18 protein-coding genes, 1 tRNA gene and 1 other RNA gene are annotated in these 21,709 nt (G+C 58.6%); 9 read left to right on the top strand and 11 right to left on the bottom strand.

All coding sequences use genetic code 11. The features are described from left to right. Positions 1 to 20 precede the first annotated feature (20 nt). The 8 genes from aroA (at position 21) to BKA12_RS02380 (ending at position 6,723) form a co-directional block, all read left to right on the top strand. Complete coding sequence (aroA, locus tag BKA12_RS02415) at positions 21 to 1,379, top strand: 3-phosphoshikimate 1-carboxyvinyltransferase (protein ID WP_183640394.1); 1,359 nt, start codon at positions 21 to 23, stop codon at positions 1,377 to 1,379. 3 nt (positions 1,380 to 1,382) lie between these two features. After that, on the top strand, positions 1,383 to 2,492 hold the full coding sequence (gene rsgA, locus BKA12_RS02410) for a GTPase RsgA (RefSeq protein ID WP_183640392.1): 1,110 nt from the start codon (positions 1,383 to 1,385) through the stop codon (positions 2,490 to 2,492). Positions 2,493 to 2,561: 69 nt separating this feature from the next. Further along, entirely contained in the window at positions 2,562 to 3,362 is an 801-nt protein-coding gene (gene hisN / locus BKA12_RS02405; RefSeq protein ID WP_183640391.1) for a histidinol-phosphatase, read from the top strand. Continuing rightward, positions 3,325 to 4,296: a metal ABC transporter solute-binding protein, Zn/Mn family gene (locus tag BKA12_RS02400; RefSeq protein ID WP_183640389.1), complete on the top strand. Its 972-nt coding sequence runs from the start codon at positions 3,325 to 3,327 to the stop codon at positions 4,294 to 4,296. The genes hisN and BKA12_RS02400 overlap by 38 nt, the downstream gene beginning before the upstream one ends. After that, on the top strand, positions 4,286 to 5,059 hold the full coding sequence (locus tag BKA12_RS02395; protein ID WP_183640387.1) for a metal ABC transporter ATP-binding protein: 774 nt from the start codon (positions 4,286 to 4,288) through the stop codon (positions 5,057 to 5,059). Before BKA12_RS02400 ends, BKA12_RS02395 begins: the two co-directional genes overlap by 11 nt. After that, positions 5,059 to 5,916 carry a metal ABC transporter permease gene (locus BKA12_RS02390; protein WP_183640386.1) on the top strand — a complete coding sequence of 286 codons (858 nt, stop codon included), beginning with the start codon at positions 5,059 to 5,061 and terminating at the stop codon, positions 5,914 to 5,916. The genes BKA12_RS02395 and BKA12_RS02390 overlap by 1 nt, the downstream gene beginning before the upstream one ends. Next, positions 5,906 to 6,337, top strand: a complete 432-nt coding sequence (locus tag BKA12_RS02385; RefSeq protein ID WP_183640384.1) for a FluC/FEX family fluoride channel — start codon at positions 5,906 to 5,908, stop codon at positions 6,335 to 6,337. Before BKA12_RS02390 ends, BKA12_RS02385 begins: the two co-directional genes overlap by 11 nt. Next, positions 6,334 to 6,723 carry a fluoride efflux transporter FluC gene (locus BKA12_RS02380; RefSeq protein WP_183640382.1) on the top strand — a complete coding sequence of 130 codons (390 nt, stop codon included), beginning with the start codon at positions 6,334 to 6,336 and terminating at the stop codon, positions 6,721 to 6,723. The genes BKA12_RS02385 and BKA12_RS02380 overlap by 4 nt, the downstream gene beginning before the upstream one ends. 84 nt (positions 6,724 to 6,807) lie before the next feature. Here BKA12_RS02380 and ssrA read toward each other — a convergent pair. The 8 genes from ssrA to BKA12_RS02340 form a co-directional block, all read right to left on the bottom strand. After that, positions 6,808 to 7,193, bottom strand: a transfer-messenger RNA (tmRNA) gene (gene ssrA / locus BKA12_RS02375). 156 nt (positions 7,194 to 7,349) lie between these two features. Beyond that, positions 7,350 to 7,832 carry an SsrA-binding protein SmpB gene (gene smpB, locus BKA12_RS02370; RefSeq protein WP_183640381.1) on the bottom strand — a complete coding sequence of 161 codons (483 nt, stop codon included), beginning with the start codon at positions 7,830 to 7,832 and terminating at the stop codon, positions 7,350 to 7,352. Between the two features lie 120 nt (positions 7,833 to 7,952). Further along, complete coding sequence (locus BKA12_RS02365) at positions 7,953 to 9,446, bottom strand: peptidoglycan DD-metalloendopeptidase family protein (protein ID WP_338087399.1); 1,494 nt, start codon at positions 9,444 to 9,446, stop codon at positions 7,953 to 7,955. 90 nt (positions 9,447 to 9,536) lie between these two features. Beyond that, positions 9,537 to 10,448 (bottom strand): permease-like cell division protein FtsX, encoded by a 912-nt coding sequence (ftsX, locus tag BKA12_RS02360; RefSeq protein WP_183640379.1) that lies wholly within the window; start codon positions 10,446 to 10,448, stop codon positions 9,537 to 9,539. Then, positions 10,448 to 11,254: a cell division ATP-binding protein FtsE gene (gene ftsE / locus BKA12_RS02355; protein WP_183640378.1), complete on the bottom strand. Its 807-nt coding sequence runs from the start codon at positions 11,252 to 11,254 to the stop codon at positions 10,448 to 10,450. The genes ftsX and ftsE overlap by 1 nt, the downstream gene beginning before the upstream one ends. Positions 11,255 to 11,433: 179 nt before the next feature. Then, the gene (locus BKA12_RS02350) at positions 11,434 to 12,210 is read right to left on the bottom strand and encodes a 3-hydroxybutyrate dehydrogenase (protein ID WP_183640376.1); all 777 of its coding nucleotides are present in this window, start codon (positions 12,208 to 12,210) and stop codon (positions 11,434 to 11,436) included. A 213-nt stretch (positions 12,211 to 12,423) separates the two neighbouring features. After that, complete coding sequence (locus tag BKA12_RS02345) at positions 12,424 to 12,972, bottom strand: dihydrofolate reductase family protein (RefSeq protein WP_183640374.1); 549 nt, start codon at positions 12,970 to 12,972, stop codon at positions 12,424 to 12,426. Between the two features lie 144 nt (positions 12,973 to 13,116). Next, positions 13,117 to 13,201: transfer RNA gene (locus tag BKA12_RS02340), tRNA-Leu, on the bottom strand. 114 nt (positions 13,202 to 13,315) lie between these two features. Here BKA12_RS02340 and BKA12_RS02335 point away from each other — a divergent pair. Further along, positions 13,316 to 13,984 (top strand): ANTAR domain-containing response regulator, encoded by a 669-nt coding sequence (locus BKA12_RS02335; protein ID WP_271394452.1) that lies wholly within the window; start codon positions 13,316 to 13,318, stop codon positions 13,982 to 13,984. Positions 13,985 to 14,070: 86 nt separating this feature from the next. Here BKA12_RS02335 and pyk read toward each other — a convergent pair whose 3' ends face one another. From pyk to gltB, 3 genes are all read right to left on the bottom strand, one after another. Then, positions 14,071 to 15,597: a pyruvate kinase gene (gene pyk / locus BKA12_RS02330; protein ID WP_183640371.1), complete on the bottom strand. Its 1,527-nt coding sequence runs from the start codon at positions 15,595 to 15,597 to the stop codon at positions 14,071 to 14,073. Between the two features lie 80 nt (positions 15,598 to 15,677). Next, a complete protein-coding gene (locus BKA12_RS02325) occupies positions 15,678 to 17,135 on the bottom strand; it encodes a glutamate synthase small subunit (RefSeq protein ID WP_183640370.1) in 1,458 nt (485 codons plus the stop codon). Then, entirely contained in the window at positions 17,128 to 21,666 is a 4,539-nt protein-coding gene (gene gltB, locus BKA12_RS02320; RefSeq protein WP_246361760.1) for a glutamate synthase large subunit, read from the bottom strand. The genes BKA12_RS02325 and gltB overlap by 8 nt, the downstream gene beginning before the upstream one ends. Positions 21,667 to 21,709: the final 43 nt, after the last annotated feature.

Here is a 21,709-nt window from a genome sequence, read left to right as displayed (position 1 = left end):
CCACCAATTATCACGATTCAGTGCCGTTTCCTGATCTTTGGCCGGCCCCTACGCCTCACGGGCCGGTCAAAGCTTCTCTAACTCTCCCGGGTTCTAAGTCTCTGACCGCCCGCTACCTCATGCTGGGCGCCTTCGCGTCCGGCCCATCCCGTCTGCGCGCGCCTCTCTACGCTCGGGACACGCGCCTCATGATGACCGCCCTGCGCACGTTGGGCGTCCGCATTGAGGAAGTGCCGGGCTCTGGCGCGTTCGGCCCGGATCTGGTGATGTACCCGCGCTTGGCTTCTTCGGATTACGACGACGCAGCTCGCGTCCCGCTAGCAGCCACCGGAAAGATTGACTGCGGTCTTGCAGGCACGGTGATGCGTTTTGTGCCGTTCTTGGCAGCACTCACGCCCGGTGAGTGGACGTTCGACGGAGATCCAGCCGCACGTTTGCGCCCTATGGGTCCCATCTTGGACACCCTGCGTGCCCTCGGCGTGGAGATCCGCGGCGGCGAGAATGGCATGTTGCCGTTCACGATTGTGGGTCAGTCCACCATCGCCGGCGGTCCCGTCACGATTGATGCCTCTGGCTCATCCCAGTTCATCTCCGCGGCGATGCTCGCTGCCCCACATTTTGAGAACGGGTTGTCCTTGACCCATGAGGGTTCCAAGGTTCCTTCCGTTGATCACATTCGCATGACCAGCGAAGCGCTGCGCGGACTCGATGTCAGCGTGGATGATTCCACGGAGTTGACCTGGTCCGTGGCTCCTGGCCCGATTTCCGCGTTCGACATTGAGATTGAACAAGATCTCTCCAACGCGGGCCCCTTCTTGGCCGCAGCGTTGGCAACTCATGGCACCGTCACGATCGAGCGCTGGCCAACGAACACCACTCAGGTAGGCGATCGCTGGCGCGAGTACTTGCCGCAGCTAGGAGCAACAGTAGAGCTGCTCCCCCGCAAAGATGGCGGGCAGGATCTGCAGGTCACCGGCGGCGAGCGCATTTTTGGCGCCGATATAGCTGATTCCAGTGAACTCGCGCCGACGCTTGCTGCGCTCTTGGCTCTTGCTGACAGCCCATCTCGCTTGACGGGCATCGCTCATTTGCGCGGTCATGAGACTAACCGTCTGGAAGCTCTCGTCACCGAGATCAACCGTTTGGGCGGCAATGCTCAAGAGATTGCCGACGGCATTGAAATCAACCCTGCCCCGTTGCATGGTGGCACGTGGGAGACGTACGAAGACCACCGTCTAGCGACTGCCGGAGCGGTGATCGGTTTAGCGGTGGAGGGTGTTGAAGTGGCAGACATCGCTACCACCTCAAAGACTTTGCCGGAGTTCCCTGAACTTTGGGCCAATGTGGTCGCCACGGCGTCTGCTGTGGGAGCGGAGTAGCCCGTGGCTCGTGATGCACGCTCGTTTGACGAGAGCGACGTTCGCATTCGCCCGAACAAGAAGGGCTCCCGTCCGCGCACCAAAGACCGCCCGGACTTCAAGGACGCCGAGATTGGCCGCATCATCACCGTGGACCGAGGTCGCTACACCGCGATACTCGACGAAAACACGGAGAACGAGCGCATTGTCATCGCCGCACGTGCTCGCAATTTGAGCCGTCAGGCCGTGGTTCCCGGCGATCTCGTGGGCTTGGTGGGCGACACGTCTGGTGCACCAGATACTCTGGCCCGCCTCGTGACCATTCAAGAACGCCGCACGCTGCTGCGCCGTAGCGCCGATGACACGGATCCCGTGGAGCGCGTGGTGGTGGCTAACGCAGACAATTTGGTGATTGTGGTGGCTGCCGCCAACCCAGAGCCGCGCACGGGCTTTATTGACCGTGCCCTCGTGGCCGCTTTTGATGCTGACATCCACCCGATCCTCTGCATCACCAAAGCGGACATCAAGGAGCCAGACGAGCTCATCGCTAACTATGCGGGCGTGGAGCTAGACATCTTGGTGAGCCGTACCGCGGATGAGAATGCCTCCGGCATCGATGCCCGCTCGGCAGACGGAGCCTCGGCAAGACTGCAGCGCTCGACCCTCGAGGAACTTCGCGACTTGATCGCCGGCGAGGTCAGCGTGGTGATTGGCCACTCGGGCGTAGGAAAGTCCACGCTCGTCAACGCTCTCACCGGCGCTGACCGTGCCACGGGCGGCGTCAATAAGGTCACCGGCCGCGGCCGCCACACCTCAAGTTCCGCTTTGGCGCTGCGCGTCGAGGACGCTCCCCCTCATACGTGGATCATCGATACTCCAGGTATCCGATCCTTCGGCTTGGCACTTGTGGAGCCGGACAACGTGGTCTCGGCGTTCCCGGACCTCGTGGAAGCCACCGCCGACTGCCCGCGCGGCTGCACGCACCTCGAGGATGGACCCGATTGCGCACTCGACGCGTGGGTGGCTGACGGACACGCCGGACCTAGCGGCGTAGCGCGGCTCGCATCTCTGCGCAGGCTCCTCGGCAGCTCGGCTAAGGAAGAAATCCACGAGAAGACGTTGGGTGAATCCTGACGGGTCTGAATCGTCACGATCCCGTTTTGCGTCACATGATCTGTGGCTGACTGGGATAAGTTGGAGGGCATGAGTCTTGCCTCCTCCCAGTATGTTGAAGATCTGCGCCTTGCCCACGTCATTGCCGACGCCGTTGATTCGGTCACGCTCTCGCGTTTTAAGGCCCTCGATCTTCAAGTGGAGACGAAGCCGGACCTCACACCCGTCACCGATGCTGACAAACTCGCAGAAGAGGTCATCCGCGGACACCTCGCGCGCTCGCGTAATCGTGACGCTGTGCAAGGTGAGGAATACGGCATCACTGGTTCTGGTCCCCGCAAATGGGTTGTTGACCCTATTGATGGCACCAAGAACTTTGTGCGAGGCGTTCCCGTGTGGGCCACGCTGATTGCTCTCCTCGACGAAGATCGCCCAGTGATGGGCGTGGTTTCGGCGCCTGCCCTCGGCAAGCGCTGGTGGGCCTCGGAAGGCGGCGGAGCCTACACGGGCAAGTCGCTTTCGGCGGCAACTCCCCTGCAGGTCTCCAAGATTTCTGCGCTTGAGGACGCTTCGCTCTCTTACGCGAGCTTGGGCGGATGGAAAGAGCGCGGCGATCTAGATCGCATGCTCGAACTTCATGACAAGGTCTGGCGCACGCGCGCTTACGGCGACTTCTGGTCCTATTGCCTCCTTGCGGAGGGTGCCGTGGACATCGCCACCGAGCCCGAACTCAATCTTCACGACATGGCCGCTCTTGTTCCCATCGTGTGGGAAGCCGGCGGCAAGTTTACGTCTCTCAAGGGCGAGGACGGCTGCTTCGGCGGCAATGCCGTCGCCACGAACGGTCTCCTCCATGACGCAACCCTCGAAATTATCGGCGAACGCGCGTAATCCCCGCCCGCGAGTTGCGCTCCGGACGGTAGCCGGCGGCGTCGTACTCGCTTTTACGCTGTCCGCCTGCAGCGTTGCTCCTTTACCGGACCACGGCGCAGCTTCCGCCAGCGCCACCGATTCCCGTCCCGTTGTGGTCACCACCTTCAGCGTGCTAGCGGACTTGGTGCGGCACATTGGCGGCGACCGGGTGCGGGTGGAGTCGATCACGAAGCCCGGCGCGGAAATTCATGGCTACGAACCCACTCCGAGCGACCTGAAACGCATTGCCGACGCTGACCTACTGTTGAACAACGGGCTGGGTCTCGAAGCCTGGTTTGAGCGGTTCGTGCAAACCATCGATGCCCCGCGTGTCACGCTGTCCGAGGGCATCGAGGCGATCCCCATCACCGTGGGCGGATACGCAGGTCATCCCAACCCGCATGCATGGATTGCGCCTTCTCAAGCGAGGATTTACGTCAAGAAAGCCCTTGCGGCCCTCTCCGATTTAGCGCCGCAAGATGCGTCCTATTTTGAGCAAAACGCCGCTGTCTTGGACCAAAAGCTGGATGACATCTTGGAGTCTGCTCGTGAACGGCTTTCGGGCGGAACCACATCCGCGTTGGTGACCTGCGAGGGAGCGTTCTCCTATCTCGCACGAGACCTGAATATCGGGGAACATTACTTGTGGCCCGTGAATGCGGAGTCCGAAGGCAGTCCTCGGCAGATTCGAGAACAGATTGCTTATATACGTTCCAACAAGATCCCGGCGGTCTTTTGCGAATCCACCGTTCCTGCTGGCCCGCAAGAGCGAGTGGCGGCAGAGACTGGGGCCGAGTGGGGCGGGACGCTGTACGTGGATTCCTTATCCGCCGCGGACGGTCCTGTGCCGGACTATCTGAGCCTTGTTGAGTACACCGTGGACAAGATCGTTGAGGGACTTCATGATTCGTAGACGCGCTGATCAGGCAGCGGCGAATGCCGCAGCAGTGCATCCGCATGCCATCGAGATCGCGGACTTGTCCGTTCGCTACGGCCACAATGTGGCCCTGACGAACGTGAATTTTGAACTGCGTACCGGCGAACTGTGCGGATTGGTGGGCGTGAACGGCAGCGGTAAGTCCACCCTGTTCAAGTCCCTGATGGGACTGGTCTCCCCCACCTCAGGAACCGTTCGGGTGTTTGGTAAGACCTCGCTTGAAGCCCGCAAGCTAGGGCTGCTGAGCTACGTACCGCAATCAGAGGCCGTGGACTGGGACTTTCCACTGAGTGTACGTGAAGTGGTCATGATGGGCCGCTACGGACACATGAACTTCATGCGCCAAGTCACTGCGGCTGATCGCCACGCGGTGGACACCGCGTTGGAACGCGTGGATCTGCAGGATCTTCAGTATCGTCAGATTGGCGAGCTTTCTGGCGGTCAACGCAAGCGTGCTTTCGTAGCGCGCGGGTTGGCTCAGGACTGTCAGTTGTTGTTGCTCGATGAACCCTTTGCCGGCGTCGACGTGTCTTCAGAGCGTCTCATCTCCGACTTGCTGCGCGAGTATGCAGCGTCTGGCCGAACCGTCCTCATCTCGACGCACGACCTCGCCGGCGTCCCCAAGCTCTGCAGTTCGGCTGTCCTCTTGCAGCGGCGTGTGGTGGCTTTCGGTGAACCCACCGAGGTGTTGACGATCGAAAACATTGAGCAGGCTTTTGGAAGCAGGATCAAAGAGTAATGGAGCTGCTGAATTGGTTGACGGAGCCCTTTGCCTACGGCTTCATGGTGAACGCGACCTTAGTGACACTCGCGGCAGCTGTGGTCTGTGGCGTGCTTTCCTGCTGGCTAGTCCTCATGGGTTGGGCACTCATGGGCGACGCGGTATCTCACGCAGTACTTCCTGGCGTGGCACTGTCATTCATCTTCGGCGTGCCCTTTGCGATCGGTGCACTGGTTTTTGCGATGCTGGCCGTCTTTCTCATCGGCGGGCTTCGCGACTCGAGTCGGCTGAAATCGGACGCTGCAACCGGCGTGGTGTTCACAGCACTTTTCGCTTTGGGAATCGTCATAATTTCCCGCACTCCCAGCCAAGTGGATTTGACCCATATCTTGTTTGGAAACGTCTTGGGAACCGGGCCGGCCGAGCTTGCTCAGGTACTCATTCTGGGTGCCATCACGCTGGCCATCCTGCTCATCAAGCGCAAAGACTTGGTGTTGCTTGCCTTTGACCGCGTGCACGCTCATGCGCTGGGCCTCAACGCGAGCGCCCTGCACGCCTTGTTGTTAGGGTTGCTGGCACTCACCGTGGTGGCATCCTTGCAGGCTATGGGAACCATCCTGGTGGTGGCCATGCTCATCATTCCTGGCGCAACAGCTGTCCTCCTCACCCGATCCTTCTCGAAGATGCTTCTCATTTCCGTGATTCTGGGTCTGGCTTCTACCATCGTTGGCGTATACGCGAGCTACTACTTCGACCTCGCTACCGGCGCATCAGTAGTTCTGGCGCAAGCCGTTTTCTTCGCGATCGCCTACCTGTTCTCCCCCACCGGCGGCATTATTCCGCAGTGGCGTCTTCGGCGAGCACATGCCGTCTAAGCGCACATCCGTCTCTCACTCCACCCCAGCGCAACTTGGGGCAAATAGCTGGGGCGAGCTGCGGCGTCGTAGTTCAGATATTCCGTGGGTGCTTACCGGCGGTTTTCTTGGCACGCTCGCGCGGTATTTTCTAGGTTTCCTCGGGGAGCCGCTCTGGGTCTTGGTGGCAATTAACAGCGTTGGCTGCCTGCTTTTGGGAATGATCTTCGCGCTACGCCGTAGCGACCGCTTGACAGCGAGCGGCTACGCCTTGTGGGGCACCGGCGTCATGGGTTCCTTCACCACGTTTTCGGGCGTCATGGTGCTCTTGGTGGCACCGTCAGCGGGAGTTCTCACGTGGCTCGTGGTGCTGGCCTCGATAGCGCTCGGGATTGCCCTAGCGTGGCTGGGACAGCGACTCGTAGGACGGGGCACCTCATGAGTCCTGTTGTCTTAGTTGTGGCAATTGGTGTGGCTGGAAGTCTGGGTGCATTGCTGCGGTGGGCCGCTGATGTGGCGATCTCTCACCGTCTGACGCATGCCGAACGCACGTCCCTCAACCTGTTCCCGTGGGCGCTGTTGTTGGTCAACGTGGTGGGCTCTTTTGTGTGTGGCTTTGCGACGGGTTTCTGGGGTCACAGCGACTGGGGCCTCATCATTGCTACCGGACTCGCCGGGGGTCTCACGACCATGAGCACACTCGCCGTGACCACCCTGAATCAACTTCGTTCCCCTGAACACACAAAGATCGCCATTTCTAGCCTGATTTTCCATGCGCTTCTTGGTGTGGCATTTGCGTGGTTTGGATTTTTCTTGGGCACCCGATAACCGCATCTAACCACGGAATTATGCGTCAAACCGAGAAGTTCAGGGCGTGAAAAAAGGCCACTAGCATCAGCTAGTGGCCTTCATTCGTGGAGATGGCGGGAATTGAACCCGCGTCCGATATGGCTTTGTCAGGGCTTCTCCGGGCGCAGTTTGCGCTGAGAATTTCTCTGCCCCATGAACTGTCTTGCAAACAAGCAGTTCGACCTTGCGGTCCTCCTGGGCACAGTCGCCTAAAAGTCCCGAACGTTCCAGCGACAAGAACGTTCAGCAGTGGCTATCTAAATGACGTTAGGATCCGAGCCAATAGCAAACTCGGGCTAACGGACTGTCTGGCTGCTTAGGCAGCGAGAGCGAAGTCAGTGCGCTTAGATTCGGCACTTATTGTTTTGCAGAGGGCGTTTACGAGATAACCCTGCATCCTCGGCCCGCTTCACCTGTCTCAACTCACATCGTCGAAACCGATCATCCCCATGTTCTTTTTTCAATTCCCATCACTGGGAACACTGCCGTCCTCCGGAAAGAACAGACTTTTACTATAGCGCATCCTCTGCGGAAAACATTCCCGTTCGCCAGTGGCGATTCGCAAATCCGCGCTGCAAAAGCCTTTGGGCTGGCTTTCTAGCCGCCTAGTCCACTTCTTGGCCGCGGTTACGCTGGCGCATGGCGCGCTGTGCCTCGCGGTTGTCCTGCTTTTCACGCAGGGTCTGGCGCTTGTCGTAGTCCTTCTTACCCTTGGCAATCGCGATTTCCAGCTTCGCGCGTCCGTCCTTGAAGTACAGCTGGAGCGGGACGATGGTATTACCGGATTCTTCCAATTTTCGGGAGATACGGATCAATTCTTCGCGGTGCAAGAGGAGCTTACGACGACGCCGCGCAGTATGGTTTGTCCACGAACCATTGAGGTACTCCGGAATGTAGACAGCTTCCATATAAAGTTCGTCGCGATAGAACTGTCCAAAACCGTCCACGAGGGACGCTTTTCCTTCACGGAGCGATTTCACTTCGGTACCGGTGAGGACCATTCCAGCCTCGAAAGTTTCGAGGATGAGGTAGTCGTGGCGCGCCTTACGGTTCGTGGCAATGACACGCTCTTCTTTTTGCTTAGCCATAGCACGTTCCTCCTTGTAATGATGCGCGGCACGGAACTTTCAAGTTTACGCGTCGGCAACGAGTCCCGTCTATTCGGGACTCTCAATCAGTGGCGTTTTAAGCCTTATGCAGAGCGCTCGTTAGAGCACGGAGAGTGGATCAACCAACTGGCCGTTAACGACCGTCTCGAAGTGCAAGTGGCAACCGGTGGAGTTTCCGGTGGTGCCCACGTAGCCAATGATGTCTCCGCGTTGGACAGTCTGTCCCGCGCTGACGTTCACTGCCGAGAGGTGGTGATAGTTGGTGGCCAGAGCGCTTCCATTCATGACGCCGTGGCTGAGGGTGACCTTGTTGCCGGAGCTTCCGCCCCAACCAGCTACCCAGACTTCGCCGGCGGCCGAAGCATAAACCGGCGCACCACACGTGCCACCAAAGCCCCAGTCCACTCCAGCGTGCAAGTAGCCGCCTGCTCCGCCGTAATCGATAGTTCCTTCAGGCGTGGGGCGCCAACCGAATCGAGACGTGATGTAGCCGCCCGACGTTGGAACACGCAAACCCCATGAGGAGGTCGACGTGGGCTGTGCCCGAGCTGCCTGAGTTTCCTTTGCAGCTGCAGCTTCGGCCTCACGCTGAGCGGCAGCAGCAGCCTGTGCTTTACGAGCAGCATCCGCCGCGCGAGCACGGAGTGCGGCCTGTGCTTCCCGTTCCTTCTGGGCTGCGATTTCTGCTTTTCGCTTTGCTTCGGCTTCTGCCTTGCGCTTTGCCTCGAGAGCCTTCTTGCGGCGTTCCTCAGCTTCTTTGCGCAACCGTTCCTGACGGGCCGCGATGTCCTTCAGCACAGCGTCATGTTCAGCCTGCTGGGTTTTGAGTCGGTTCTGAACCTGAGGGCGTTCGGCAGCAAGCTGAGCACTCAATTTCTCAGCGTCAGAGATCAGCGAATCAACCTTCTGCTTCGACTTCAATGCCGCGTCGCGTGCACTCTGTTCACGGACAAGCGCTGCGTCAGCTTGGCTCTTCAGATCCTTGATTTCTGCTTCGACAGCTTCGAGACGCTTCGCAGCATTCTGGTTGGCGGCACGTTTCTGGCTTAGCTGTTCCACAATGGCGTTTTGGCTACGCATCGCGTGATCGGCCAATTCAATTCCGCTGCCGAGACTCTCAGAACGAGTTCCGCTCACAAGGAAGCCGAGGTTCCCAGACACCCCTCCGCGCTGATACGCACGCGTGGCGATCTCACCAATAAGTTTCTTGGACTCGGCGCTAACGCTTTCGTCCTTTTTCATTTCTGCGGCAAGGTCATCGCGGGACGATTCTGCCGCGCTGACTCGCTGTTGCAGAGAGTCGACTTCGCTCGTTGCTTGCGACACCCGTCCTTCGGCAGCTTGCAACTCGGCCTGAGCACCAGGAAGTTGATCCTGGAGACCCTTTAGCTTCTTGGCAGTTGCCTGAATATTGCCGTCCAAATATTCAAGATCGTTCTCGAGCGTCGAGATGTTCTGCTCGATCTGCTTTTTACGATCATCCAACTCATCAGCACTTGCTCCGGGCGTTACGAGGCCCATGGTCAGCAGAGCTGCAAAACTTCCGGCAATAACCGCCTTAGAGAGCTTCAGCGCTCGCGAAGGTGACGTCACGGTATGCCTTTCGTCAGTGGGAACTGTAGGTGCCTTGGTGTGCGGATTCACGGATACAACAAAGTGCTTGAAGATCGACGAGGGGCATCGCTAGACCTTCAAGTACCGCCTCAACGTTAACATGGACGACACCGCAGCCAGCGCAATTCCGAGCAAAACTAACAGCAGCGCCACAAGAATTAGTTCGCGGACACCTACAAAGGCTGTGTCCGGATACTCGACTGCGAGCCGTCCCTCGACCACGAATTTCACGATGGCCCACAGGACACCCGAGGCCAAGAGTCCACCAATAGCGGCAGCAATAACGCCTTCCATCAAGAACGGAAGCTGAATGACTGTCTTTGATGCACCCACCAGTCGCATGATGCCCGTTTCGCGTCGCCGACTGAATGCCGACATGCGAATGGTGGTAGCCACCAACAGGACCGCGCAGATGATCATCACCGCTGCGACTGCCAACGAAGCAAGAGATGCCATATTGATGACAGAGAAGATTTTCTCCAGGAGCTCGCGTTGATCAACGACTACCTCGACGCCGGGCATCGAAGAAAATAGCTCGTTGACCACTTCGTACTTCTCAGGGTCAATCAATTTGAGTCGGAAGGACTCCGGAAGCTGGTCAGCCGTGACAGTGTCTACGATCGGCGAGTTCTGGAACTGCTCGCGGAAGTGCTGAAGAGCTTCGTCCTTGGACTCGTACTGATAGCTCTCGACGTAGGACTTCACCTCCGGCGAATCAAGCATGGACTTGATGGCATCACGCTGCGAGTCCGTCACCGCGCCTGCCGCGCAGGTTGAGCTCGAGTAGTCATCGGAGCAAAGGAAGACCGCGACCTGAACACGGTCGTACCAGAAGCCCTTCATCTGGTTGATCTGCAACTGCAGCAAGCCAGCGGCCCCGACGAAGGTCAGAGACACAAATGTCACCAAGATGACGGACACGAACATGGAGAAATTTCGGCGAATACCGGTGATGGTTTCGCCTGCGAGGAAACGCAACATTAGAGTTCGTCCTCCTCAGAATCGAAGGGGCGAATGAAGCCCTCTGACGGAGCCGCCGAGGAGGGATTGCCTTCGTCCGTCCTCCGTAGTTCACGCGAACCATCGGGGCGCGTCACCGGAATGAGTGAGGTGTATTCGCCTGCACGTTCATCGCGAGACACTTGGCCTCCGCGCAACTCAACCACGCGACGACGCATGGAATTGACGATCTCGTGGTCGTGGGTGGCCATCACCACGGTGGTGCCGTTCTGATTAATGCGGTCCATAATGTTCATGATTCCCACGCTGGTAGCGGGGTCCAGGTTTCCGGTTGGCTCGTCAGCCAAGAGAATGCTCGGCTTGTTGACGATCGCGCGTGCGATTGCCACACGCTGTTGCTCGCCACCGGAGAGTTCGTGGGGCATGCGCTTGGCCTTCTCTTCGAGGCCAACCATCTCGAGAACGTTTGGAACCGTCTCACGAATCGTCGCGCGATTTCGGCCGATGACCTGCATCGCGAACGCGACGTTAGAGAAAACGTCCTTGTTAGGGAGCAAACGGAAGTCCTGAAAGACGATGCCGATCCCTCGACGATACCGCGGCAATCCACTTTGAGAAATGGTTTCTAGGGCTGTTCCCGCCACATAAACGTGTCCGCTGGAAGCGAGTTCCTCGCGCAAAATGAGGCGCAAAAAAGTTGACTTACCGGAACCCGAGGCGCCGACCAAGAAGGTGAAATCTCCTCGTTCAATTTCAATATTGATGTCACTCAACGCAGGTTGGTGACCGCGCACATAGGTTTTAGATACGTCTTCGAAGCGGATCATCGCTCATTTTCGCCCACGGGGGCCACCGGTGAGCGGCCATGATTGCGGGTCTTGGCTGGGGAAAGCTGAAACACCGGCAACAAAACCGTAGCCCGCCAACACTCAAACAGCCCCCAAGGGTTGGGGTGTGTCGAGTAGTTAGCGGGCTACCGGCTAGAGTCTTCAGGCTTCTTGGGCGCTTAGCGGGCTGTCCAGCCACCATCCATGGTGTAAGACGCTCCGGTCACCATCGACGCGTCGTCCGATGCCAACCACGCAGCAAGACTTGCGACTTCCTTCGGATCAGCGAGACGCTTGATGGCGCTTTCCGTCAGCATGATCTTTTCCAACACTTCTTCCTCTGAAATGTTATTCATCTTGGCTTGGTCCGCAATCTGCTTCTCCACCAACGCGGTCCGGACGAACCCCGGATTGATGCAGTTGCTGGTGACACCGTGCGGGCCACCTTCCAATGCGGTGACCTTCGAAAGTCCCTCAAGCCCATGCTTGGCACTCACGTATGCACTCTTGAACGGCGAAGCGATAAGACCGTGAGCACTCGAAAGATTGATGATTCGCCCGAAATTGCGCTCGTACATCTTCGGCAAGACAGCCCGGATCAACAAGAACGGCGACTCCAGCATCAGTCGGTGGATAAAGCGCCAGTCCTCGGGTACGTAGTCCTGAATGGGATTCATACGCTGAACACCGGCGTTGTTGACAAGAATGTCCGCGTCCAGGCTCAAGTTTTCGAGCGACTTCGTGTCTGAAAGATCCGCTACCCACACCTTGCCACCGACTTCGTCTGCCAGCGCCTGAGCGGCATCAGCATTCATGTCCGCCACGGTGACGTCAGCGCCGCGAGCAGCGAAAGCCTTGACCATCTCGGCACCAATCCCGCTGGCACCTCCCGTGATGATCGCGTGCTTGCCGGCCAAAGGCTTGGTGTTGACTGCGTAATCTTCAAGGTTGCTCATGCGTACTTTCTTTCCGAGTTATCGGGAGCGAGGCCGTGCTCGACGTTGACCGCTTACTGTAGCGGCGGCGTCGTACTCAAAAATAGTGAGCACTACGCAACCGGGCATGCGTTCCTCGTGCCAATCAAGAAATAAAAATCCTGAAAGGCAATTCAGACGCTAGGTACATTATGAACTAGCTCACAGAAAGTCAAAGAAGAGCTAGCTGTCGCCTCACGCGTGCGGGGTGGTGGTGACGAGGTAGATGGACTCCACAACGCCCAAGTCGTGCTGCTTGATCGACGTCAACTCAAGAGAGCCGGTAGCCCGCATCGCAAACAGCGGACGGCCGCCACCCAAAATCACGGGAATCGTGAAGAGCCGCAGTTCGTCGAGCTTCTCTGCATCAACGAATTGACCAGCCAGCGCTCCCCCGCCCATCACCCACACGTCCTTGCCTGCCGCGTCGCGAGCCAGCTCCGATGCCCACTCCGCGATGTCACCACGGGCAAAGGTCACGTCTGCCCCAGGGAAACTCGGGAGCTCGCGGTGCGCGAAGACCCAGGTAGGGATGCCTTTGTACGGCCACTCCCCCTTCGCGTTCTTCAAAAGCCACGTATAGGTATCCGCACCCATGACAATCGAACCAATGGTGTCGAGGAACGATTCGTAGGTGCTTCCGTCGTCGTACTTATCAAAAGGTTCAAGCCACCGCAGGCTGTCTGCTTCATCTGCGATGTAGCCATCCACGGACATTGCCACGAAATATACGAAACGAGTCATGCTCACATCCTAGAAAGATTCTCGCGAAGTTCGTAGGTGCTCGCTTAAGACGTCTAAAAACGCAATCGTGACCAAGCTCACCCAGTGCTATTTTGGGCAACAAAAAAGTCCGGAACGTCTCCGCTTCCGGACTTTTTTTGGCTTTGGTGCCCAAGGTGGGACTCGAACCCACACGGTTTTACCCGCCGCATTTTGAGTGCGGTGCGTCTGCCAATTCCGCCACTCGGGCCTGCTGCGATTTGCTTCGCGGACTTTGATATTTCCCACGTCAGCAACTCGTGCTCATAAAGCATACATGGCGATAGGCTTAGAACGTAAATCGGCGCGGCCTAGGAGAAACATCGTGAACGAAGACGCAAAGAGCGCGTCCCCCCAGCCCACTTCTACATCGGTTGCGTCCCCAAACATCCAGCACGACGACGCTGCCTCCCGTTCTAAGGCACCCGCGGTTCGCGTACTGGTTGCGGAAGATGAAACCTTGATTCGCCTCGATATCGTCGAGATTTTGCGGGGCGAGGGCTACGAAGTTGTTGGTGAAGCAGACAATGGTGAGACCGCCATTGAGCTTGCCAAGGAGCTTCGTCCTGACGTCGTCTTGATGGACGTCAAGATGCCAGTTATTGATGGCATCACGGCTGCTGAAGCAATTGCCAAGGATCGAATTGCTCCTGTGGTTTTGCTCACAGCTTTCAGCCAGAAGGAACTCGTGGAGCGTGCTCGCGAGGCTGGCGCCATGGCGTATGTGGTGAAGCCATTCACGCCGGCTGATCTGATTCCTGCGTTGGAGATCGCACGGTCCCGCCACGAAGAAATTCTGGCTCTGGCCAGCGAGATCACCGATCTCAAGGAACAGTTCGAAACGCGCAAGATCGTGGAGCGAGCTAAGGGTCTCTTGACGGAGAAGATGGGTCTGACGGAGCCAGAGGCATTCCGTTGGATCCAGAAGACGTCCATGGACCGTCGCTTGAGCATGCGCGAGGTCGCCGAGACCATCGTGGACCAGGTCAAGTAGCAAAAAAAATACATAAAGAGCGGGCTGTACGAACCGGATTCCGGTTGTACAGCCCGCTCTTTACTTTGAGGTCATCTTATTCTTCGTTAGATGTCTTCACGCATTCGCGAGATGAGATCCTTGAGCGCCTCATCCTTGGTCCGCCATGGGCGAAGCTTTTCAGGGCGTGAGGTCTTGCCTTCGAGGAGTTCTCCGGCGTCCGCGACGTCACCAATGCGGTGGATTCGCAACGAGTTAGTGGAGCCAGCTTGCCCTGGAGGGGAACCAGCTGCGATCACCACGATGTCGTCAACCTCCGCAAGACCCTCGCCCTGTAGCACGCGATCCACCTGAGCGGTCATCTTGTCAGTGTGGTCCGCAAACTCTACGAGTCGTGGGCGTACGCCCCACACGAGTGCCATGGTGCGATAGGTCGCTTGGACCGACGTAAAGCAGACGATCGGGCGTGCCGGGCGCATGCGGGACAAGCGTCGTGCAGTGTCACCAGACTCCGTAAAGCCCACGATGAACTTGGCATCAAGCTCATCGGCAATCTCCACGGTAGCGCGGGTAATTGCGCCGCCACGCGTACGAGGACGAGTGGCTAGCGGACGAATACGCGCCAGACCGTGGTCCTCAGTGGACTCGATGATGCGGGCCATCGTCTTGATGGTTTCGATCGGGTAGTTTCCAACGCTGGTCTCACCCGAGAGCATGACCGCATCCGCGCCGTCGAGAACGGCGTTTGCGCAGTCAGAAGCCTCAGCACGGGTTGGGGTCGGCGACTCAATCATCGATTCGAGGACCTGCGTTGCCACGATGGCTGGCTTGGCCCAGCGGCGAGCAAGTTCAACCGTGCGCTTTTGCACAATCGGCACCTGTTCGAGTGGAAGTTCCACGCCGAGGTCGCCACGGGCCACCATGATGGCGTCGAAGGCATCGATGATTTCCTCGAGCGCGTCGACGGCCTGTGGCTTCTCGATCTTGGCGATGACCGGAAGCTTCCGGCCCTCTTCTTCCATAATCTCGTGAACGCGAGAAATATCAGAGGCATTTCGCACAAAGGACAGCGCGATCATGTCCACGCCGGCACGAATGGCCCAGCGGAGATCGTCTTCGTCCTTGTCAGAAAGGGCAGGCACGTTCACGGCAACGCCGGGAAGGTTGATGCCCTTGTTGTTGGAGACCTCGCCCGCAACCACCACTTCGGTGACCACGTCCGTCTCCGTGACCTTGGTAGCGCGCAGACGCACTTTGCCGTCATTGATCAGCAAGGTGTCGCCAGGAGCAACGTCGCCGGCAAGTCCCTTGAAGGTGGTGGATACGCGGTCCTTGGTGCCTTCAATATCATCAATCGTGATGGTGAAGGTGTCCCCCAGGTTGAGGAAGTGAGGGCCGTCCGTAAAGCGTCCCAAGCGAATCTTGGGGCCTTGCAGGTCGGCAAAGACAGCCACAGGCTGCTTTGCTTCCTCCGCTGCCTGGCGAATGTTTTCTAGGTACTCTGCGTGAACCGAGTGTTCACCGTGACTCATGTTGAGACGAGCAACATTCATGCCCGCCGCAACAGCTTCTCGAGTTTGATCTAAGGTTCCGATAGCTGGACCAAAAGTGACTACGATCTTTGCGCGTCTCATAGTTAAACCCTATCTGTTGTCAGGACGAGAACACTCGGTTCATGCCCATGCCACGAAAGTTCATGGCATGGGCATGTGCTTTACATAGGAGCGATGGAAACATCTGTCGGGCGAACCGGCGCTGGCAAACGAGTGCTGCCTTGCAGGTATTCGTCCACCTTGGATGCTGCTGCGCGACCTTCGGCGATCGCCCACACAATCAAGGACTGACCACGGCCAGCGTCGCCGGCAACGAAGACGCCTGGCTGACCGGTCATGAAGTCATCATCGCGAGCAATGTTGCCACGGCCGTCGAAGGTGACGGATGGCGAATCATCCAGGCCAGCCTTTTCAGGTCCGGTGAAGCCCAAAGCTAAGAAGACCAGATCGGCAGGAATCACGCGCTCGGTGCCAGCCTTTGGAACACGGCCTTCTGGCGTGTATTCCGTTTCGGCAACCTTGAGGCCCGTGAGCTTTCCGTTTTCTCCGATGTACTCCACCGTGGAAGCCAAGTAGGTACGCTCGCCGCCTTCTTCGTGTGCGCTAGCAACTTCGAAGAGGGTTGGGAACATTGGCCAAGGCTGGTGAGCTGGACGCTCCGAAGGAGGCTGCTTACCAATAGCCAACGTGGTCACAGAGGCTGCGCCCTGACGGTGAGCGGTACCGATGCAGTCCGCGCCGGTGTCGCCGCCACCCAAGATGACAACGTGCTTGCCCTTGGCATCAATCTGATTTTCGACCTCTTCGCCAGCCACAACGCGGTTGGACTGCACGAGGTAATCCATAGCGAAGTGAATGCCTTCGAGGCTACGGCCCGGGATCGGCAAGTCACGAGGAACCGTAGAGCCCGTGGCAATCACAATCGCGTCATAGCGGCCGCGAAGCTGCTTCCAGGAGATGTCCTTGCCGAGCTCAACGTTGGTGCGGAAGCGAGTTCCTTCAGCGCTCATTTGGGCAAGACGGCGATCCAAGACTTCCTTTTCCATCTTGAAGTCCGGGATGCCGTAGCGGAGCAGGCCACCAATCTTGTCGTCACGCTCGTAAACAGCCACGGTGTGACCGGCACGCGTCAGCTGCTGCGCTGCAGCAAGACCGGCAGGGCCTGAGCCAACAACAGCCACCGTCTGGTCCGTGTGGCGGACCGGCATGATCGGCGTGACCAGATCGTCGTCGAACGCGTGCTCCGCGATCTCCACTTCAATCTGCTTGATGGTCACAGCTGGCTGGTTGATGCCCAGCACACACGAGGACTCACACGGAGCTGGGCACAAGCGGCCCGTGAACTCCGGGAAGTTGTTCGTAGCGTGCAAGCGCTCCGAAGCTCCGGCAGTGTTGCCGCGCCACATCAGGTCGTTCCATTCCGGAATCAAGTTGCCAAGCGGGCAACCCTGGTGGCAAAACGGAACACCGCAATCCATGCAGCGGCCCGCCTGACGCGTGAGGGCGCCGTCGTTCTGGCGCTCATAGACTTCTTTCCAGTCCTTGATGCGCACCGGTACGGGACGGCGGGGTTGGGTCTCGCGTTCGCGTACCTTCAAAAATCCGCGAGGATCAGCCACGGGTAGCCTCCAAAATCTTGTTCCAAACTTCGTCGCCGTCCGGGTCCAGCCCTTCAGCAACAGCGTCTTCGCGAGTCTTCAGGACTGCCGCGTAGTTGCGAGGCAGGACCTTCGTGAAGCGACCCACTGAGTTATCAAAGTCATCGAGCAAGGCCTGAGCCTTCTCCGAGGCCGTCTCTTCGACATGGCGTACCAAGAGAGCGCGTACTTCTTCGGCGTCAGTAGCGCTGAGCGGTTCCAGGAGAAGTTCCTTCAGAGCCAGAGAATCAGCGTTGACCTTGGCGACGTCCAGGTCCAGCACGAAGGCTCGACCACCGGACATGCCAGCACCGAAGTTGCGGCCCGTCTCGCCAATGATCAAGGCGGTACCACCGGTCATGTACTCACAACCGTGGTCACCAATGCCTTCAACCACTGCGGTGGCGCCGGAGTTACGGACCAAGAAGCGTTCGCCCACAATGCCGGAGAGGTACATTTCACCGCTCGTAGCACCGTAACCAATCACGTTTCCAGCGATCACGTTCTCCCCCGCAACCAACTGGCTGCCTTCGTGAGGACGAACAGCAATGTGTCCACCGGAGAGGCCCTTGCCCACGTAGTCGTTGGACTCACCGAACAAGCGCAGCGAGATACCTGCTGGCAAGAAGGCACCCAAGGACTGACCAGCGGAACCGGTCAACGTCACGGAGATGGTGTCCGGAGCCAATTCCTCGGCACCAAACTTCTTCGTGACTGCGTTGCCCAGCATGGTGCCGACGGCGCGGTCCGTGTTGATCACCGGCAAGCTGATGGTGACCGGCATGCGGTTCTCCAAAGCATCCTTGCTCATGGCAATGAGTTGGTTATCGAAATGCTGGTCCAGCTCGTGGTTCTGGCTTCCAGTACGACGACGCGGGCCGTCCTGGCCGTCATCGAACACTGCGAACATCGGCGAAAGATCCAAATGTGAGGACTTCCAGTGATCCACAGCGGCTTCGCGGTCCAAAAGCTCTGCGTGGCCAATGGCCTCGTCGAGGTTTCGGAAACCGAGGGATGCGAGGATCTCGCGGACTTCCTCAGCCAAGAACTCGAAGAAGTTCACCACGAACTCTGGCTTGCCCGTGAAGCGGGAACGCAGTTCAGGGTTCTGAGTTGCCACACCCACTGGGCAGGTGTCCAAGTGGCAGACGCGCATCATGATGCAGCCCGAGACCACCAGCGGGGCGGTAGCGAAGCCGTATTCTTCAGCGCCGAGAAGTGCAGCAATCACCACGTCGCGGCCCGTCTTGAGCTGGCCGTCCACCTGAACCGTGACACGCTCGCGCAAGCCATTGATCATGAGCGTCTGCTGCGTCTCCGCCAGACCGAGCTCCCACGGAGCACCAGCGTGCTTCAGAGAGTTCAGCGGGGAGGCGCCGGTTCCGCCGTCGTGCCCTGAAACCAGCACCACGTCAGCCTTAGCCTTCGTGACACCGGACGCAACCGTACCGATGCCCACTTCGGACACGAGCTTCACATGGACGCGAGCTTCTGGGTTAGAACGCTTGGCATCGTAAATGAGCTGCGCAAGGTCCTCGATCGAGTAAATGTCGTGGTGCGGTGGCGGGGAAATCAGACCCACGCCAGGCGTGGAATGACGAGTCCGTGCAACCCACGGGTACATCTTCTGAGCCATCAGCTGGCCGCCTTCGCCCGGCTTGGCGCCCTGAGCCATCTTGATCTGAATGTCTTCAGCATTCGTCAAGTACAGGCTGGTCACGCCGAAGCGGCCGGAAGCAATCTGCTTGATCTTCGAGCGACGCTTTGGATCCAACAAGCGATCCACGTCTTCGCCACCTTCACCCGTGTTGGACTTGGCACCCAACTGGTTCATGGCGATAGCAAGAGTCTCATGGGCTTCCTTGGAAATGGAGCCGTAGGACATTGCACCCGTGGAGAAGCGCTTGACGATCTCAGAAACTGGCTCGACTTCGTCGATCGAGATCGGCTCGCGAACACCTTCCTTGAACTTGAAGAGACCTCGCAGGGTCTTCAAGTCGCGGGCCTGGTTATCGACGCCTTCGGTGTACCTCTTGAAGATGTCGTAGCGACGTTCGCGCGTTGCGTGCTGGAGGCGGAAAACCGTCTCAGGGTCGAACAAGTGCGGAGCACCGTCACGGCGCCACTGGTACTCGCCGCCCGTTTCCAGCACACGGTGTGGATCTGGGTTGCCGCTCTGGGGGTAGGCGCTTTCGTGGCGCATCGCGATTTCTTCCGCGATCTCCTGAAGGCCCACGCCACCCATCTGGGTTGGCGTGCCAGCGAAGTACATATCAATGAAGCGCTGGGACAAGCCCATTCCTTCAAAGGTCTGTGCGCCACAGTAGGAGGACACCGTGGAGATGCCCATCTTGGACATGATCTTCAGAACGCCCTTACCGAGCGCCTTGATGAAGTTGGCGTGTGCCTTCTCCGCGGTGACATCACCCAAGATGCCGTTGTCTGCCATCTCTTCGACGGTTTCCAACGCCAAGTATGGGTTCACCGCAGAAGCACCGTAGCCCAAGAGCACTGCTACGTGGTGCACTTCGCGAACGTCGCCGGCTTCCACAATCAGGGAGGTCTTGGTGCGGTTAGCGGACTTCAGCAAGTGGTTGTGAATTGCCGAGGTCAAGAGCAAGGACGGGATCGGAGCCCACTGTGCGTTGGAGTCGCGGTCAGAGACCACGATGTACTGCACACCGCGGTTGACGGCGGTAGAGACTTGCTCGTAGATCTCGTGCAGGCGAGCGCGCAAACCGTTGGCGCCGCCAGCCGGCTGGTACAGGCCACGGACCTTGAGGGCAACCTTGGATCCCTCCTCATCACGCACGTTGATGATCTTCGCGAGCTCATCGTTAGTGATGACCGGGAAATCCAATGCGATGTGACGGGTCTTCACGTGGGAGAGCTTGAGCAAGTTGCCATCAGGGCCGATGGACGTCTTGAGGCTCGTCACGAGCTCTTCACGAATGGCATCCAACGGCGGGTTGGTCACCTGAGCGAAGGACTGCACGAAGTAGTCGAAGAGCAAGCGCGGACGCTTTGCGAGAACGGCGATTGGCGTATCGGAGCCCATGGCACCGAGTGGCTCGGCACCGAGCTGCGCCATAGGAGCCAACAGGATCTTCAGCTCTTCGTTCGTGTAACCGAAGGTACGCTGACGCAACTGAATGGACTGCGAGGAGTGACGCACGTGCTCGCGCTCCGGCAGTTCCTCCAAAGAAACCAAGTTCTCCTGAACCCACTCGCGCCAAGGGTTGGCGTTCGCTAGTTCGGCCTTGACCTCAGAGTCTTCGATGATGCGACCCTGCTCGGTGTCCACCAAGAACATCTTTCCGGGAGAGACGCGGCCCTTGCGGACGATCTTCTCCGGTGCAATATCCACCACGCCCACTTCGGAAGCGAGGACTACCAAGCCATCGTCGGTGACCCAGTAACGAGCCGGGCGCAGACCGTTGCGGTCCAACACGGCGCCAATCTGAGTACCGTTCGTGAAGGACACGGCAGCCGGTCCATCCCACGGCTCCATGAGCATGGAGTGGTACTCGTAGAACGCACGGCGATCCGGATCCATCGATGGGTTGTTTTCCCAGGCTTCCGGGATCATCATCATGATGGCCTGCGGCAAGGTGCGGCCAGAGAGCATCAAGAGCTCGGCAACCTCGTCGAAGGACGCGGAGTCAGAGGCGCCTGGCGTGCAGATCGGGAACAGCTCTTCAGGAGCATCGCCCAAGATCGGGGATGCCAGCTGAGACTGACGAGCACGCATCCAGTTGCGGTTGCCCTTGACCGTGTTGATTTCACCGTTGTGCGCGATCATGCGGAACGGCTGAGCCAGCGGCCAGCTTGGGAACGTGTTCGTGGAGAAGCGAGAGTGCACCACGGCCAGCTTGGTTGCGAAGCGCTCGTCCGAAAGATCCGGGAAGAACGGCTCAAGCTGCGCGGTGGTCAGCATGCCCTTGTAGACAATCGTCTTGGAAGAGAAAGACGGGAAGTAGACACCAAAACGGTTCTGCGCACGCTTGCGAATGCGGAATGATCGGGCCTCCAAGCTGGAGCCAGCGTCGTCGTAATCCGTGCCAGCTTCGCCGCCCACAAAGAGCTGCACAAAGCGAGGCATGCAAGAGCGGGACAGCGGGCCCACCATAGAAGGATCCGTAGGAACCTCGCGCCAGCCCAGCACCTGGAGGCCTTCGGCAGCAACGAGGTCCTCGAGACCAGCGCGGGCCGTCGCCTCGCCTTCAGCATCATCCGGAAGGAACGCGGTACCCACCACGTACTCGCCAACTGGCGGCAAATCAAAGTCAACAACGGCACGGAAGAACTCGTCAGGGATCTGAGTCAAGAGGCCGGCGCCGTCGCCGGTACCTTCGTCAGCACCCACGGCGCCACGGTGTTCAAGTGCGCGCAAAGCGTCCAGCGCGTTGACCACAATCTGGTGGGTCGGCTCGCCCTTGAGGGTAGCGATCATCGCCAGACCACAAGCGTCTCTTTCTTGGTCTGCGCGGTACAAACCCTGATCTTCGGGCATCTTCGCGAAGCGCTCAAAGGGTGAAGTAACGGCGTTCTCTTCA

It is taken from the genome of Neomicrococcus lactis (assembly GCF_014200305.1).
Lineage (GTDB): Bacteria > Actinomycetota > Actinomycetes > Actinomycetales > Micrococcaceae > Neomicrococcus > Neomicrococcus lactis.
This window is presented reverse-complemented; position numbering and strand designations above follow the sequence as displayed.

Bases quoted from the DNA above. Each gene is read 5' to 3' on its own strand.
- BKA12_RS02345 (WP_183640374.1), bottom strand. From the start codon at position 12,972: ATGACTCGTTTCGTATATTTCGTGGCAATGTCCGTGGATGGCTACATC.
- ftsX (WP_183640379.1), bottom strand. From the start codon at position 10,448: ATGTTGCGTTTCCTCGCAGGCGAAACCATCACCGGTATTCGCCGAAAT.
- BKA12_RS02385 (WP_183640384.1), top strand. From the start codon at position 5,906: ATGCCGTCTAAGCGCACATCCGTCTCTCACTCCACCCCAGCGCAACTT.
- BKA12_RS02400 (WP_183640389.1), top strand. From the start codon at position 3,325: ATGACGCAACCCTCGAAATTATCGGCGAACGCGCGTAATCCCCGCCCG.
- smpB (WP_183640381.1), bottom strand. From the start codon at position 7,832: ATGGCTAAGCAAAAAGAAGAGCGTGTCATTGCCACGAACCGTAAGGCG.
- BKA12_RS02380 (WP_183640382.1), top strand. From the start codon at position 6,334: ATGAGTCCTGTTGTCTTAGTTGTGGCAATTGGTGTGGCTGGAAGTCTG.
- hisN (WP_183640391.1), top strand. From the start codon at position 2,562: ATGAGTCTTGCCTCCTCCCAGTATGTTGAAGATCTGCGCCTTGCCCAC.
- BKA12_RS02350 (WP_183640376.1), bottom strand. From the start codon at position 12,210: ATGAGCAACCTTGAAGATTACGCAGTCAACACCAAGCCTTTGGCCGGC.
- BKA12_RS02390 (WP_183640386.1), top strand. From the start codon at position 5,059: ATGGAGCTGCTGAATTGGTTGACGGAGCCCTTTGCCTACGGCTTCATG.
- ftsE (WP_183640378.1), bottom strand. From the start codon at position 11,254: ATGATCCGCTTCGAAGACGTATCTAAAACCTATGTGCGCGGTCACCAA.
- pyk (WP_183640371.1), bottom strand. From the start codon at position 15,597: ATGAGACGCGCAAAGATCGTAGTCACTTTTGGTCCAGCTATCGGAACC.
- gltB (WP_246361760.1), bottom strand. From the start codon at position 21,666: ATGCCCGAAGATCAGGGTTTGTACCGCGCAGACCAAGAAAGAGACGCT.
- BKA12_RS02395 (WP_183640387.1), top strand. From the start codon at position 4,286: ATGATTCGTAGACGCGCTGATCAGGCAGCGGCGAATGCCGCAGCAGTG.